Genomic DNA, 14,741 nt, shown 5'->3' on the forward strand with positions numbered 1-14,741 from the left:
ACTTTTTTGGAGTAAAATTCTCATCATTTGAATTCTATGATTTTTTATGAAAAAACTGTTATCTCTTATAGCAGCTTTACTAGTTCTTTATGGTCTTTCACAAGTCGGTGAGACTCTTGCAAGTATAGCTCTACTATCTTTTTTGTGTTGTTTTGTTGTCTATCTATTCGTGACATCTAAGTCTCGCAAGTTAAATCTTATAACGATAATATATGTATTACTAAGCTTTATTTTTGTTGTATTTACTACATGCGCGATATTGAGTGTTGATTATAACTCTCATCCATTTGTATCAATGTTGATATTGTGTATATTGCTACCTACTTTCTTTTTACTTGGTTATAGAATTATTTTGAGCATTCATTGTCTCATTGATAGTCTTTTCGGTAAAAATAAAAAGTTTGAGGAAACTGATGAAGAACTAGGGTGCTCTGTCGTTATAACCACACGTAATGAACCTTTTGATGTTTGTAAATTAACTTTTGATTCAGCATATCAACTTGATTATCCTGCTGATAAAATCGAGATAATAATAGTTGATAACAGTGATTTAGATCATTCAGACTTCTTGAAGTGGCAAGGTTATGTTAACAATCACAATATGCAAGATGGTATAAGTTGTAAGTTTATCCATAGAAATGGTACAGAGGGTTTTAAACCACGCAATCTTGATATTGCAATGCAACATATTAATTTTGATTATGTATTGTTTTTGGATGCTGATTCGACTTTACCTCAAAGTGCATTAAAAGTAGGGTTACCAGAGTTTAAAAAAGATAATAGACTTGGTTTTGTTAGTTTCTTGATAGAAAGTACTAACTACAGTACTAATTTAGTTACTAAGGTTGCTAGTATTTTCCAAAATACAATTCGCTATTTTAATGAGTTTGTAGGTAAATATGGCTATTGTAATTATCAAGGGCACAATGGTATTTGGAGTAAACAAGCGTTACAAGCAACATCTAAGTGGGAAGAATATTATAAATCTCAAGTTATGGTTACAGAAGATATTGCCGCTGGATTTAGGTGTTATGAAGCAGGATTTAATAGTAAGCCTATTTTTCTTAAAACAGGAGAGTGGGTTCCTACATCTCTAAAAGAGTTTGAGAAAATGTGGTTAAGATGGTCTTTTGGTGGTATGCAAGTAATGCATAAATATATGTCAAATATTATAAGCTCATCTAATCTAAATTTTAGAGTGAAGCTTGATATGTTATATTTACTATTTAAGGTTGTGGCTTCAGGTTTTCCAATATTTGCACTATTATTGGTTATTTTCCCAAGAAATAATATAGCTTTTGTGTCGATAGTGAACGTGACACTTATTCCATTACTTATACTAAGTGTTTGGTATTATTTATACGGTGATATAAAAGGTAGTTTTATAAGTAAAATTTCTCAAATTTATATTGCGATGTTTATGCTGTCTTCATTTGTATTTTGGTGTGGTATAAAAGCAGAAATAAATTATTATCTAAATAAGCCTCAGGGCTGGAAACCAACAAGTAAGGTCTTTGATAAAGTCGAAGGTTGGGCGCAAGTTATATATGATAATATTGGTAAGTTAAGCTTTTCTTTGGTTGGTTTGATTATAGCTATTTATTCTATTTTTACACTTTATTCTCAAACTGACTTTTATTTGTATATGTTATGTATGTTGCCGAGCATATTACTTTTTTTGAATACTATTTTATGTGTGCTAGTATTAGGTAGAGCGAGATACTAGAGAAATATTAATGATTGAATACGATAATATTGTCTATCTAATTGTTGCTTTTGGCTTTGTTTTACTTAATGCTTTTTTTGTTATCGCTGAATTTTCACTAGTTAAAATAAGAACCTCTCAGGTTGAGATTTTAAGTAAGAAAAAAGGGTTAAAAGGTAAGATACTCTATAAAGTTCATACTAATATCGATATTTATCTTTCAGCTTGTCAATTTGGTATCACACTAGCTTCATTAGGTTTGGGTTGGATTGGTGAGCCTGCTTTTTCTGAGCTTTTGGAACCTGTTTTTATGTTTTTTGGAGTGACAGGAAGTCTCTCAAAAATTATTGCTTTTGCAACTGGGTTCGCGATTATATCATTTTTGCATATAGTGATTGGTGAGCTTATGCCTAAATCGATGGCTATTAGACAAACAGAAAAACTATCCTTATTGACGTGTATACCATTGTATGCATTTTACTGGTTAATGTTTCCTTTTATATGGGTACTAAATATTACAGCGAATAAGCTTCTAAAGTTGTTTAAGTTAGATACGGTAGCAGAGGCTGAATATGGTTATACTACAGATGAAGTCAAAATTATCCTAAAGAGTAGTCATCTTAAGAAGCCACTTACAGAAGAGCATAGGGATATATTGCTTAGGATGGTTGAGTTTTCGCATTTACAGGCAATTGACGCTATGAGATCTATCGAAGAGATGGTTGTGATTAATTATAGTCTATCAAATAGAGAAAAGCTTGAAGTAGTTAAAGAAAACTTGTACACAAGATATCCTGTTTATCAAGGCAATAAAGATAATATTATTGGAGTTATTCATACAAAAGATATCCTTTGTGCTTTAGATAATGATTTACAACAAGAGAGTCTTAGACCAATATTGAAAGTGTCTCATCATGATCAGTTGATTGATGTTTTACGTAAATTTCAACAAGGTAAACCACACTTTGCATTAGTTTACAAAAAGAACAAGCTTATAGGCTTTATTACATTAGATAATTTGTTAACAATAATGATTGGTAGAATTTCAGATGAGTTCCATCTTGTTAAAGAGCCATGGATAACCTTGGCAAATAATAAGTTTTTGATAAAAGCTAACGCACCTGTCTACGCAATAGAAAGATTAGCAGATGTTGACCTATCTGAATATCTGGTAGATACAGTTATTGACTTATTAACTAATTTATTCGGACACCATCCATCTGTAGATGATATTTGGGAGCAACAAATGTTCATCGTTCGGCCATATCGTTTTGAAAACGGTTCTTTAGAAGAAGTTATTTTAGAACTTAAATAGGATATTTAAAATTAAATCTCTGAAAAAGTGACTTAAAAAAATAGCTATGTTAGTATATGGCAGAAATTTTCTTAACAAAATGATTGAATGTTTAAGTATAAGCTTTATAAGGCGAATAAACAAAAAGGAGTATCTCTGGTCGAGAGTATAATCTCATCAGGATTGATTTTGTTTGTTTTATCATCATCATTCTTGATAATAAACTCATCAATAACGACTTCAGTAATAGCAGAAAAGAAAACACAGCTAATACAACAGTTAGATAAAAAAATAGCTGTTTATATTTTAACAGGTAAATTTAATATAAAAGCTATTGGCGATGATTATTTCTCTCAGAAAAGAGTTAGTGATTCTAAAATGACTAAGTTTGTCGCTAAAAATAAAGATTTTAATATATGTGTTGCTAAGGAAATTATCAAATATGGCTCAAACTTATAGAAACCGAACTGCTTGTGGTTTTACATTAGTTGAGCTTATGGTTGGTATTACTATTTCGATTATTGTAATTACAATGGCTGTTAATATATATATTTCTACCAAAAAAAGTTACAACAAAGCCAAGCTTAATACCGAGCAAAATATAAAAATCATTTCCGCTCAGAAAGTATTATCAGATGCTATCATCAATGCTGGACTATCATGTAAATATGGAGATAATCATCAGACCTACGTAAATCGAACTGGAGAAAATCCTCAAGAGTTTAAATTTTTGTATGATGCTTCATCAGTTAGAGTGGGAAAGATATCGTCGATTGAAGGATTTCTTCAACAGTCTCTGTATACTAAACAAAAATTTTTGTATCAACCGAATGCAAATTACTTAATGATTAAAACAGACAGCTCATCTAGCGAGCTTACTCAAAAACCATTAAATTTAAGCTTATATTTACAAAATTTTCAGCAGTGGCAAAAAGGGGATTATTTGGCACTATGTAATAATGATTATATTGATATTGTGAAAGTACTAAAAACTGATAATACTACAAAAACGATTAAGCTGGTTTCAGCACCAACTAACGAATTTAATAAAGGTGATTATGTAGATAAGATAAATATCCAAATTTTTTATACGGCTGCGGTAGCTAATCTAAAGAATCCAGGTAAATATACTTACTCTTTATATATGTTTGTTAAAAGTGGTGATAACAATGCAGTTACATATCCTCTTGTGGAGGGTGTTTCTAACCTTAAGTTGGCTTATGCGATACTAGATAAAGATAAACTTAGTTGGAAAGAAATATTACAAGACACTAATATTGATCAAATAGATGCAAAAGCTCTAAAAATATCGTTTCAATCCCACAATCAATATTATGATAAAGTAGTGCTAATATGAGTTATTTTGGCTTAGTAAGTTTTACAAAAAAAACAGGATCATCATTGATGCCTGCGATGATATTTGCTTTTGTGGTATTAGTTACTGTATCAAGTCTTACCTATCTTGTTAGATATAATTTATTAAGTATAAAAAGTTTGCAATCACAAGAGATAGCATCGACAGTAGAGCAACAATATATTCAAGAAATATCTCAAAAAGGTGTTATTGCTATAGGAGATACTAGCTTTGGGGGCTACCATATAGAGAATACATTACAAGATAGTCAACCTGTATTTTCTAATAGAAATGTCACGATAAACCTCTATGATTCACAACCTGCGGCTATAAGTGTGGATATAAAACATAAACTTTTCTACAAAGATGAATTAATGTTAAACAAGGAGATTTTGTATAAAAAATTACCGTATCACTCAATGATTAATTATGATTCATCATTAGTGCCGATCAATGTTCCGTATATTGACGTTGCCAGAATGAATAGTTTACAGAAGTTCTATAGGCTTAATTCAAGTGAGCAAATTAGTGATACAGAGCGAGGTTATATAGGTTTTATTAAGAAAGAATATAATTGGTTAGGGTCTAGATAACTTTAGCACTAAATTTTCTTACTAAAGTACACATGATTTTATATAAATCATTATCTTTGTTATTCCACCTAAATTCACACTCTTTTAAATGTAAAACAAACTTATCATCACTTAATCCGTTAAATTTTGCAAGTCTTCTTTTAGAGAAAGACCAAAATGACTCTATACCATTAACATGGTTTTTACCACGAGCAAACTCATTGTGAGAGTGATAAATACGATAGTGATCATAACCGTTTAGAATAAGCCCATCATATGCTTTCCATCCATCAGTATAGATTGTGCTGCTTTCGAGTATTTTGCCTTGTATTATAGGCATTAAGGACTCTTTAGAGCAGTTTGGTACAATAGAAACGTAGACTTTATTATGTTCATCGCGTTTTAAAACACCGAATACTGGTGTTTTACCAACTGCACCACGACCACGTTTACCTCGTACTCGTTTAGCTCCAAAATAAGACTCATCTAGTTCAAACTCTCCAGTAGATGCTAAGAATTTTTCATCAGATAATAGAATTATTTTACGAAATCTATCAAAATAGCGGTTAATTGTTACTCTGCTAACATTAGTTATTTTACTCGTATTTGTCGCTGTTAAATCCAAGCAGAAACACTTCAAAATCTCTCTAATTTTAGCATCTGAAATATGCGAACGTTTTTTATACCTTCCAAACATAGATAAAATATAGCTCCATCAATGATTTTTGACAAGCTAAAGTTATCTAGACCCTTGGTTATTAATATCAGTAAACAAAAATGTTCAAATAATAAGTCTAAAAAACTTAGATCTTTCTGAAAACTATAGCTTAAAGATTGGTTGGCAACTTAGTAAGGGTAGTTGGCAAATGTTATTGGCAATATATGATAAACAACATTTGTATATATTCAAAACTAAGCTTAGTAATCTAATAAATAATTTACCTAAAGCAATCTTAGATTTATCAACACCAATCAAAATGACCGATACACCAAAAGATATAGTAACATTAGATTGGTATTATCAGTCAAATGAGTCAACGCCAAGTCTAGTAGTTTTGTCTACGCGCAAAGATAATGCAGGCAATATAAATGTAATTGTCCAAGATGTTGAGTATGATCAATCTAACAGCAGGTATATCATTTCAATAAAAGATATCATAGATACTAGAGTGGAGATTAGTGATAATAATATTTATGTGCAAGTATTAGATCCAACAAGAACTCTCGCAAAAAGCTTTTTATATCTTTTTATCGGAAATAAACTAGTAGTATATGGTTTAGGCAACTCTTTTGATACTAGTAAAAAACAAGTGAACTTAGATAGAGTTGTAGAAAATGAGCCGATAATTGTTAGAAAGAATCAGTATAGCAACTATATTTTAGTCTATGAAGGAGATCATTATTATCAGTACTTATATACTACTAATACGAAGCTCATAATCATATCAAATCCAGTAGTATATCCTAAACAAAAGATCCAAAATATAATAGTTAAATACGGTTTAAAATTTATAGTTACTGATAGCAAAATATATATAGAAAATTTTAATAATCAACGAATTGAAACGGTTCAAATATAGATAAATAATATGTTAAAACTAAAATCTGTCTTATTGATATCTATTTTTATTTTGGCTTCTAATTTAGTCTATGCTATTAATTGTCAACTTATTGATAGTCAGAGTGGTTATAAAGGATTTTTAGAATTTAGTTGTGATACAGATATATCATTAGACGATAATAAAGCGATTTTTTATTTAATTGGTAATAATGTTGATATCAAGTCCATAGATGTTTCTGATGCAAATGTTAAATATAGTATTGATACTATTGCTGAAAATATCAAGAGAGTTAGTTTGAATATTTCTAAGAAAACATTATTTGTTGATTTAGACTATACTGCATATAAAGATAAACCAATAAAGATAACAATAACTACCAAAAAAGATACTAATCTAGAATATAAGATTCTTTGGGGAGGGGTTGTAAAAAACTCATACAAAATTCAAAAAAGTAGTGGTAATAATCTTCAATTTTATAGAACTACATCAAGAGAGCTTTTTGCTGTTAAAGACGGTTTGGGATGTACTATAAAAGCGGATTGTGATGATAAAATAAGTCTTTTAAATCAAGATGGTTTACAAATGAGTAAGCTAGCTAGAGGCATTTCAGGTTATTTAAGTTTTGGAATTATTCATCAAGAATTAGTTTAGGATTAAGATTAAGATGGTTTGGAGCTAAATAAATATTTTTATGTTAAAATATTATCTACCAATAACTGTTTATTTAATGTGACTATATATTTTGAGAAGATGCAAAAAGAACATAAGTGTTAAAAATTTTAAAGGATTTACTTTTATTGAGGTATTAATAGCTTCAATATTAAGTATATTTGTTCTTATTGCAGCGTTTTATGCTATTGGGAATATATTGTCTAGCGCTGTCTTATCTGAAAAAAAAGTTGAATTAGTCGATGAGTTAGAGTCTAGAGTGGATAATTATATGCTAACTGGCAATTTTGATGATAGTCCTTTAGGAAATATTACTTTTTCTCAAGTTGGTAGTGGAAGTAGTGTGATTCGAGAGTTCGTTGCTACTAATCCAGATTTTTCTCTACAAGTAGTTAAACGAACATATTCAGTCGCTCCACAAATAAATGATGCTATAACTCAAGTCCTCGGTCCTTATATGGCCGCAGTATGGGAGATATATCGTAGTGCAGGAGCAACTCGCCTTGATGAAAGTCCAGAGCTTAGGGCAGCTGTTGAACAAGCTAGAAATGATTATTTGGATGATGGCGGTAGCACAATGATTTCTTCAGGGCATATAACAAATGTTTTGCTAAATGTCGGAACCACAGCAGTTTCTAGTACTGTACCAATGGATAATCCTCCTATTGATCAAGCAAATGTAGCTCTTAGGATAGAGCTTAGGACAGATGCTGATGTCACTTCTGAAGGTTTGACTTGGCATTGTGTAGCTGTTGGTGGATTTGATGGTGATTTACTCCCTTCATGGTGTGTTTTATAGTTAGGTAGTATATGATTTTGAAGTTTAGTCGGCGTAGAATAATTGGAACTTCATTACCAGAGCTTCTTGTAGCTACTGTTATAGCTGTAGTGGTACTTACTGCATTAATTAGTACTTATATGGGGGTTAAACATTCTTATCAAGAATATAAAGATAAAACTACAATAGATGCTAAAGAATTGCAGGTTAAGAGTATTTTTTATAATTTTATAAAAAGAACAGGATTTGCATGTCAGTTTGGTAGTCAAAATCAAACATATCATGATAGGACATCAGATTCTTTAGATAATTTTTTTCATGACTCTTCGATGATTCGTATTGGTCAGTTACCTTTGGGGACCTCTGATCATGTTGCACAGTCACTAGAGGCTAGCTGTTCAGGGGATTGTTTTCAACCTGGAACAGATTATATTATGATAAAGAGAGAGGAATCTCGAACTTTTCTTAGCGAAGTAAATTCTCTTAGTACAGAATTATCTTTGAATTCAGTCGAAGATATTTCGGCAGGGGATTATTTATTGTTATGTAATAAAAATGATATCAACTTGTTAAAAGTTGCTAGTATAAGTAGTGGTAGTAGTGTTGTTAATTTATCAGAATCTCCCCAAGGAAGTGATTATTATCCAGGCGATTATGTTGGAAAATATTCTCTAGAGGTATTGTATATTCGAGATAGTGGTGCTGTAGATGAGGCAGGGCAAACTATTTTTTCTTTATATGTATATATTAAGAATAGTGAGTCCAATGGTATGTCTTATGAATTAGTAAGAGGGGTACAAAACTTACAGATTGAAACAGCAACAGTATCTAATGGTAACCTAACTTGGAGCGCTATTCCTTCAGAGTTAGATTTAAGTAGTTCCAACTCACCAGCACTAAAAATATCATTTAGTATTGGCGAGCAGACATTTAGCAGAATAATTAATTTATAAGGTTTAGCTATGTATCAAAATATCAAAGGTTCAGCATTATTAGCATCTTTAATATTTGCCTTTGTTATATTGGTAGTAATATCAGCACTTGCATATAATTTTAGAATGGATTCTTTAGCAATAGAGACGATAGTCAATGAAAAACAAAGTTTACATGTGGATGAAGGTTATTTTAATAATATACCTGGAACACTTGATTTGACTACTGATGCTGATCAGACAATTGATAATTTTAGGTTTGTAACAACATCAAATTCTGTTTCAGCTAGATTTGATCATCAAAATACAAATACTGAGCTTTATTATGGAATTCCTTATGTTATAAGTTATGATATTTCTCATGAATTCTTTGAAAATAATATTTCAAAATATGTTCGGGGGCTAGTTTATAATACATTGCCAGGGACATTGATGACCCGCTATGATGAGGATTATTTTCCAGTAAATGTACCCTTTGTTAATACTGCTGGCATGAGTGGAGATCTAGCAAGTTATAAGTTAGGGCTAGGTGGGCGGCTTCAAGATTTAGAAAGAGGCTATATAGGCTATATCCATAAAAACAATAGTGTTTTAATTATAAGTAACGCTGGTGGTAGTTTTAATGTTACTGTGCCGAATGACTTATCACTTCTAAGTTATACTCTAGCTATTGGCTGGGATCTGCAAGATGGTCGTTGGAGTATATTTTTAGCTATATATGATGGCAATAAAGTTTATACATCTTCTACAACATTACGCAATCTTGTAGCTGGGCAAGCGCAAGCATTACAAGATTTATCTAACTGGCAAGCTATTGCTGATTTACCAGGAGGTTATGCCTCAAATTTTCCTGCGTACTCGCCAGGTACAGATTATGAAGTTGGAGATGTAGTTAATTCAGGTGGTAATTTATATAGCTGTAAAGTTGTTTCGTGGTGTTCTAGTGATGCTCAAGCAGACATTACAGCTTATGCACCGGGTACAGGAAGTGCATGGTCATTAGCATGGGATCTCGTTGAGTCTGGTACTGCTCCTAGTGAGGGAGGAGGTTCGGATAGTTATCCAACATACTCAGCAGGGACATCGTATCAAAATGGAGATATTGTAATATCTGGAGAGAATTTATATAGTTGTAAAGAATGGGGCTGGTGTTCAAATCCATCTGCTGCAGCTTATGCACCAGGTTCGGGGTCTGACTGGGTATCTGCCTGGGATTTGATAGGACCTGTAGATTCGGGAGCTGATGATGGTGGAGATGCCGATGGTGAGGCTGGGAGTGATCCTGAGGGTAATATCATATTAGTTACTTGGTATCATGACTTTAATAATCAGGTTCCTAAGCCACTAGTATTAAGAAAAATGCCTCGTAATGGTAATTATGATTTAGATGTGTATCGAGCAACATATAACAGTATTACTAAGATTTTTACAGCAGCTTTATCAGATACATTTACAACTGGATCAGCAAACTTTAGTGAGTCGTATGTTCATGTTGTAATTCCTGATACTATGTTTATGCTAGATGCAGGAGTTCCTCTTATATTTCAAGGTAATAATATACTTGATTATAATAGGCTAGGTACATATCTATTAGGTACGAGTAACTCTTCAACAATAAGAGGTACACTAGCAGCAGAATCAAGTCAGAAACCAGTTATAGTCAAGAAAAATACTACACAGATGTATATTATATTTTTCAATGGAGATAAATACTATAAGTACTTATATTCACATAGTTCTGAAGCACCATCTTTGACAGTACTAGATCCACCAGAGCCTTTTACAGGAGAGGAAATACAAAAGATAATAGCTAAGTATGGGGTGATTTTTGTCATTACAAATAGCTATATTTATCTCATGAATCCTACAGATAATTCGCGCATTAGTAGATTGGTAGCTACTGGATCAAATTATCAAATACATAGAGCTAGTGATGGTAGGATATATGCGTTAGATGATGGCTTGAATTGTACAGTAGGTTCTAGTTGCGGTAGTAGAGTTTATTTTGAAACTGGATGTGCTGATTATGCAGGTGGTTGTGATGCTCTTGCTGAATTGACTAATGTTGATCCATATCTGAATATAGTTTACAAGAGCCTTAACAGTTAAGATTTTTTCCAAAAATATTAAAATTTAGTTATACTGATAACTTATATTATAAGATTCGAGAGATGGACTTTTAGTTTATGATTTTTTATAACTCTTTATCTGGTAAAAAAGAAGAATTTAAGCCAATTGAACCTAACAAAATCAAGATGTATGTTTGTGGTATTACGGTTTATGATGATTGTCACATTGGACATGCTCGTACAAATATAGCCTTTGATGTTATCAATAGATATTTTAAATATCGTGGTTTTGATGTTACTTTTGTACGTAATATTACAGATATTGATGACAAGATTATCAAAAGAGCTAATGAAAATGGTGAAACAACAGATAAGCTAGTTGAGAGAACTATCAAATCAATGCATGATGCTTTTGATAAGTTAAATATCCTACGACCGACAAAAGAGCCAAGAGCAACACAAACTATCCCTGAAATGATAGCTATGATTGAAACTCTTGTTGAGAAAGGATTCGCCTATCAAGGTACTAATGGAGATGTGTTTTATCGAGTTGCTAAGTTTGCTGATTATGGTAAATTAAGTAAACAAAACCTTGAAGCACTTGAGCAGGGTTCGAGAGTTGATGTTGTTGAAGAAAAAGAAAATCCTATGGATTTTGTACTTTGGAAAATGGCAAAAGAGGGTGAGCCTGCTTGGGATTCACCGTGGGGAGCTGGTCGTCCAGGTTGGCATATTGAGTGTTCTGCAATGTCTAAGAAACTATTGGGGGATACTTTTGATATCCATGCGGGTGGTTCTGATTTAAGATTCCCTCATCATGAAAATGAAATAGCACAATCAGAAGCTTGTAATGAATGTACTTTTGCTAATTACTGGTTACATTCTGGTATGGTCAAAGTTAATGCTGAAAAAATGTCAAAATCTTTAAATAACTTCTTTACAATCAATGAAGTGATAGAAGAATATCATCCTGAGGTTATAAGATATTTCTTGGCATCTACTGTATATAGAAGTGAGATTAATTATTCAAAAGAAAATCTAGATAACGCTAGAGCATCGGTAGAGAAATTATTTAATGCTCTTCGAGATATAGAGCCAGTTGAGGTAAATCTACCAGATGATGCCAGTGAGTTTGAAGAGAAGTTTATCAAAGCTATGGATAATGATTTTAATACTCCAGAAGCTTTAGCTGTTTTGTTTAGCCTAGCTAAAGAAATAAATACTCTTAAGACAGTAAATAAGTATAAAGCAAGTGGTTATGCGTTTTTGTTACGTAAGCTTTGTGATGTTTTAGGTATTCTATTTACGGATATAGAAGAGTATTTCAAACAAGGTGACGGTATTGATGTTAGTGAAATTGAGAAGCTCATAGCAGAACGTGCTCAAGCTAAAAAAGACAAAAATTATGCTAGAGCTGATGAGATTAGAAATGAGCTTCAAAATCAAGGCATAATATTAGAAGATAGTGCAACTGGTACTACGTGGAAGAAAGGTTAGTAAATGTATTCAAATGAAAAACAACAAGATATTATAGATAATCTACATACAATTAGAGATTATATCCGTTGGACAATCTCCGAGATGACCGCAAATAATGTTTATTTTGGTCATGGTTCTGAGTCTATTTGGGATGAGGCAGTACATCTTGTACTTAGTGCAATAAATATATCTCATGATATTGATAGTAATATGGTGGCTGCAAGACTTTTAAAAGAAGAAAAGCAAAAAATCATAGAGTATGTATACCAAAGGACATGTCAGCGCAAACCGTTGCCATATATCTTAAAAAAAGCATGGTTCGCAGGTATGGAGTTTGATATTGATGAGCGAGTTATTATTCCTCGTTCTCCAATAGCTGAGCTTATACGTAATGAGTTTTCACCATGGATTAATGATATTGATGATGTCACTAATGTATTAGATTTGTGTACAGGCAGTGGCTGTATTGGTATTGCTTGTAGTAATGTCTTCGAAGATGCGAATATAACTTTGGTGGATATATCCGATGATGCTTTAGCTGTAGCAAATCATAATATCAAAAAACATCAGTTAAGTGATAGGGTAAAAGCTATTAAGTCTGATCTATTTGATAATCTTCAAGGTCAAAAATATGATTTGATTGTCTCGAATCCTCCGTATGTTGATAGAGAAGATTTAAATAGTATGCCACAAGAGTATCATTATGAACCTAAACTTGCTCTAGAAGCTGGAGATGATGGTTTAGACTTAGCAAAAAGAATAATTCTTGAAGCTGACCAGTATATGACAGAGAAAGGAGTATTAATAGTTGAGGTTGGCAATAGTCAGTATGCACTTATGGACTTATGTCCAGATATTCCATTTACATGGTTAAGCTTCGCAGATGGTGGGGATGGTGTGTTTTTACTTACTTATGAGGAGTTAGTTAAGTACAAAGATTCATTTAAAAAATATTTCCAAAACTAATACTTAGTCTATAATCTCTTAAAAATTTAATGTTTAAAAAAACTTAGGATTAGCATATGTCTAATGATCCTTTTAAAAAAATATCATCTGATAAAACAGTTATTCTTATAATTTGCTTTTTTGGTTTGATGTCACAATTTGCTACTGATAGTTTTACACCGTCATTACCTCATATTGCTGACTATTTTCATGCTGCTGCAAAAGATATTAAACTGACTGTTGGGATATACTTCTTTGGTATGACATGTTCAATGCTTGGTTTTGGTTATTTATCAGATAAGTATGGACGTAAGCAAGCATTACTAGCGGGATATTTGGTGTTTTGTGTTGCAAGTATTTTGTGCATGCTGGCTCAAAGTGAAAAGCAGTTATTATTTTTTCGCTTTTTACAGGGTATTGGAATGGGTAGTTCTTTTGTGTCTTTTCGTGCAATTATGAAAGATGTTTTTAAAGATAGTCAATCTCTTGCAAAAGCTAGCCTTGTAATCACTAGTATAGTCTCATTAACTCCACCTCTAGCACCAATAACTGGGGGTATTATTCAAGAGACTATAGGCTGGCGTGGTAACTTTGCTTTACATTCGATAATGGCACTTGCTATTACAGTTTTGATTGTGAAGTATTTACATCTAGAAGCTATACCAAAAAGCAATTACAAGCTTCTAGAGTCATATAAGAGAATATTATCTCATAAAGTCTTTGTCCTTAATGCAATGTGTAGCGGTTTGGCGTTGTCTTTGGTTTTTGTATTTGCAACACTTTCACCATTTTTCTTTCAAGTAAAGTTAGGGTTTTCACCAGTAGAGTTTTCATTTTTATCAGCAGCAGTAATTATACCTTCAGCAATATTTTTAATAATCTTTAAAAATAAGATTAGTAAACTAGATATGGATAAGGTAATACTTTATTGTGGGTCTTTTTCTGCGCTAAGTGGTATATTACTTGCCTTATCCTATTTTATTTTTGGATTAGATGCTAAGGTAATTGTTGTATTATGTGCTTTAGCCTTTTGCGGGAATGTCTTTCAGTATACAGCTACTTACATTTGTGCTTATAAGGATATACACACAGAGATTGGCGTAGCATCGGCAATATTTGGATTTATACAGATAGCTGTTACAACTATCTCATCATCGCTTGTTTCTAGTATTAGCCTTAATAATCAATTTTTATTTGGATTATTAATGATGGTACCACCATTATTGATAGTGATTTTAAAAATGATTGATCTTAAAAAACTTTTGTAAATTAAATGTTATGAAGCTATAGGATTTGAGAAAACTATAGAAGAATATATTGATATTCCTAGTTTAAAAGAAAAATGGAAGATAATCTCAATGGAGATTGAGATTTAAGAAAAG

At 32.0% G+C, this 14,741-nt stretch carries 14 protein-coding genes and 1 pseudogene; 14 read left to right on the forward strand and 1 reads right to left on the reverse strand.

The genetic code is table 11. The features are described 5' to 3' along the window. Positions 1 to 46: 46 nt before the first annotated feature. From IMS64_RS01250 to IMS64_RS01270, 5 genes are all read left to right on the forward strand, one after another. The gene (locus tag IMS64_RS01250) at positions 47 to 1,726 is read left to right on the forward strand and encodes a glycosyltransferase family 2 protein (protein ID WP_211490669.1); all 1,680 of its coding nucleotides are present in this window, start codon (positions 47 to 49) and stop codon (positions 1,724 to 1,726) included. A gap of 10 nt (positions 1,727 to 1,736) precedes the next feature. Then, a complete protein-coding gene (locus tag IMS64_RS01255) occupies positions 1,737 to 3,020 on the forward strand; it encodes a hemolysin family protein (RefSeq protein WP_088820827.1) in 1,284 nt (427 codons plus the stop codon). Positions 3,021 to 3,107: 87 nt separating this feature from the next. After that, on the forward strand, positions 3,108 to 3,458 hold the full coding sequence (locus IMS64_RS01260) for a type II secretion system protein (RefSeq protein WP_211490670.1): 351 nt from the start codon (positions 3,108 to 3,110) through the stop codon (positions 3,456 to 3,458). Further along, entirely contained in the window at positions 3,442 to 4,356 is a 915-nt protein-coding gene (locus IMS64_RS01265) for a PilW family protein (RefSeq protein ID WP_211490671.1), read from the forward strand. Before IMS64_RS01260 ends, IMS64_RS01265 begins: the two co-directional genes overlap by 17 nt. After that, positions 4,353 to 4,946 (forward strand): hypothetical protein, encoded by a 594-nt coding sequence (locus IMS64_RS01270; RefSeq protein ID WP_244972909.1) that lies wholly within the window; start codon positions 4,353 to 4,355, stop codon positions 4,944 to 4,946. The genes IMS64_RS01265 and IMS64_RS01270 overlap by 4 nt, the downstream gene beginning before the upstream one ends. On the opposite strand, the gene IMS64_RS01275 is transcribed toward IMS64_RS01270, so the two are convergent. Further along, positions 4,939 to 5,622, reverse strand: a complete 684-nt coding sequence (locus IMS64_RS01275; RefSeq protein ID WP_200404587.1) for an IS1595 family transposase — start codon at positions 5,620 to 5,622, stop codon at positions 4,939 to 4,941. The genes IMS64_RS01270 and IMS64_RS01275 overlap by 8 nt on opposite strands. A 169-nt stretch (positions 5,623 to 5,791) precedes the next feature. Between IMS64_RS01275 and IMS64_RS01280 the strand changes: the two genes are divergently transcribed. From IMS64_RS01280 to IMS64_RS01320, 9 genes and pseudogenes are all read left to right on the forward strand, one after another. Then, complete coding sequence (locus IMS64_RS01280; protein ID WP_244972910.1) at positions 5,792 to 6,505, forward strand: hypothetical protein; 714 nt, start codon at positions 5,792 to 5,794, stop codon at positions 6,503 to 6,505. Between the two features lie 9 nt (positions 6,506 to 6,514). Beyond that, positions 6,515 to 7,138 carry a hypothetical protein gene (locus IMS64_RS01285; protein ID WP_211490672.1) on the forward strand — a complete coding sequence of 208 codons (624 nt, stop codon included), beginning with the start codon at positions 6,515 to 6,517 and terminating at the stop codon, positions 7,136 to 7,138. Positions 7,139 to 7,229: 91 nt separating this feature from the next. Continuing rightward, the gene (locus tag IMS64_RS01290) at positions 7,230 to 7,955 is read left to right on the forward strand and encodes a prepilin-type N-terminal cleavage/methylation domain-containing protein (RefSeq protein ID WP_211490673.1); all 726 of its coding nucleotides are present in this window, start codon (positions 7,230 to 7,232) and stop codon (positions 7,953 to 7,955) included. An 11-nt stretch (positions 7,956 to 7,966) separates the two neighbouring features. Further along, the gene (locus tag IMS64_RS01295; RefSeq protein WP_211490674.1) at positions 7,967 to 8,887 is read left to right on the forward strand and encodes a type IV pilus modification PilV family protein; all 921 of its coding nucleotides are present in this window, start codon (positions 7,967 to 7,969) and stop codon (positions 8,885 to 8,887) included. A gap of 9 nt (positions 8,888 to 8,896) precedes the next feature. Next, positions 8,897 to 10,975 (forward strand): hypothetical protein, encoded by a 2,079-nt coding sequence (locus IMS64_RS01300; RefSeq protein WP_211490675.1) that lies wholly within the window; start codon positions 8,897 to 8,899, stop codon positions 10,973 to 10,975. A gap of 77 nt (positions 10,976 to 11,052) precedes the next feature. Further along, positions 11,053 to 12,432 (forward strand): cysteine--tRNA ligase, encoded by a 1,380-nt coding sequence (gene cysS / locus IMS64_RS01305; RefSeq protein WP_211490676.1) that lies wholly within the window; start codon positions 11,053 to 11,055, stop codon positions 12,430 to 12,432. A gap of 3 nt (positions 12,433 to 12,435) precedes the next feature. Further along, on the forward strand, positions 12,436 to 13,380 hold the full coding sequence (gene prmB, locus IMS64_RS01310; RefSeq protein WP_211490677.1) for a 50S ribosomal protein L3 N(5)-glutamine methyltransferase: 945 nt from the start codon (positions 12,436 to 12,438) through the stop codon (positions 13,378 to 13,380). 56 nt (positions 13,381 to 13,436) lie between these two features. After that, positions 13,437 to 14,627: an MFS transporter gene (locus IMS64_RS01315; RefSeq protein ID WP_211490678.1), complete on the forward strand. Its 1,191-nt coding sequence runs from the start codon at positions 13,437 to 13,439 to the stop codon at positions 14,625 to 14,627. Next, positions 14,628 to 14,735, forward strand: a pseudogene (locus IMS64_RS01320) (GNAT family N-acetyltransferase); the annotation flags it as partial. Positions 14,736 to 14,741: the final 6 nt, after the last annotated feature.

The sequence above is a fragment of the Francisella philomiragia genome, assembly GCF_018135955.1.
In the GTDB taxonomy this organism is placed as follows: domain Bacteria; phylum Pseudomonadota; class Gammaproteobacteria; order Francisellales; family Francisellaceae; genus Francisella; species Francisella philomiragia.

Coding starts and splice junctions, on each gene's coding strand:
- IMS64_RS01250 (WP_211490669.1), top strand. CDS start 47: ATGAAAAAACTGTTATCTCTTATAGCAGCTTTACTAGTTCTTTATGGT.
- IMS64_RS01255 (WP_088820827.1), top strand. CDS start 1,737: ATGATTGAATACGATAATATTGTCTATCTAATTGTTGCTTTTGGCTTT.
- IMS64_RS01260 (WP_211490670.1), top strand. CDS start 3,108: ATGTTTAAGTATAAGCTTTATAAGGCGAATAAACAAAAAGGAGTATCT.
- IMS64_RS01265 (WP_211490671.1), top strand. CDS start 3,442: ATGGCTCAAACTTATAGAAACCGAACTGCTTGTGGTTTTACATTAGTT.
- IMS64_RS01270 (WP_244972909.1), top strand. CDS start 4,353: ATGAGTTATTTTGGCTTAGTAAGTTTTACAAAAAAAACAGGATCATCA.
- IMS64_RS01275 (WP_200404587.1), bottom strand. CDS start 5,622: ATGTTTGGAAGGTATAAAAAACGTTCGCATATTTCAGATGCTAAAATT.
- IMS64_RS01280 (WP_244972910.1), top strand. CDS start 5,792: ATGTTATTGGCAATATATGATAAACAACATTTGTATATATTCAAAACT.
- IMS64_RS01285 (WP_211490672.1), top strand. CDS start 6,515: ATGTTAAAACTAAAATCTGTCTTATTGATATCTATTTTTATTTTGGCT.
- IMS64_RS01295 (WP_211490674.1), top strand. CDS start 7,967: ATGATTTTGAAGTTTAGTCGGCGTAGAATAATTGGAACTTCATTACCA.
- IMS64_RS01300 (WP_211490675.1), top strand. CDS start 8,897: ATGTATCAAAATATCAAAGGTTCAGCATTATTAGCATCTTTAATATTT.
- cysS (WP_211490676.1), top strand. CDS start 11,053: ATGATTTTTTATAACTCTTTATCTGGTAAAAAAGAAGAATTTAAGCCA.
- prmB (WP_211490677.1), top strand. CDS start 12,436: ATGTATTCAAATGAAAAACAACAAGATATTATAGATAATCTACATACA.
- IMS64_RS01315 (WP_211490678.1), top strand. CDS start 13,437: ATGTCTAATGATCCTTTTAAAAAAATATCATCTGATAAAACAGTTATT.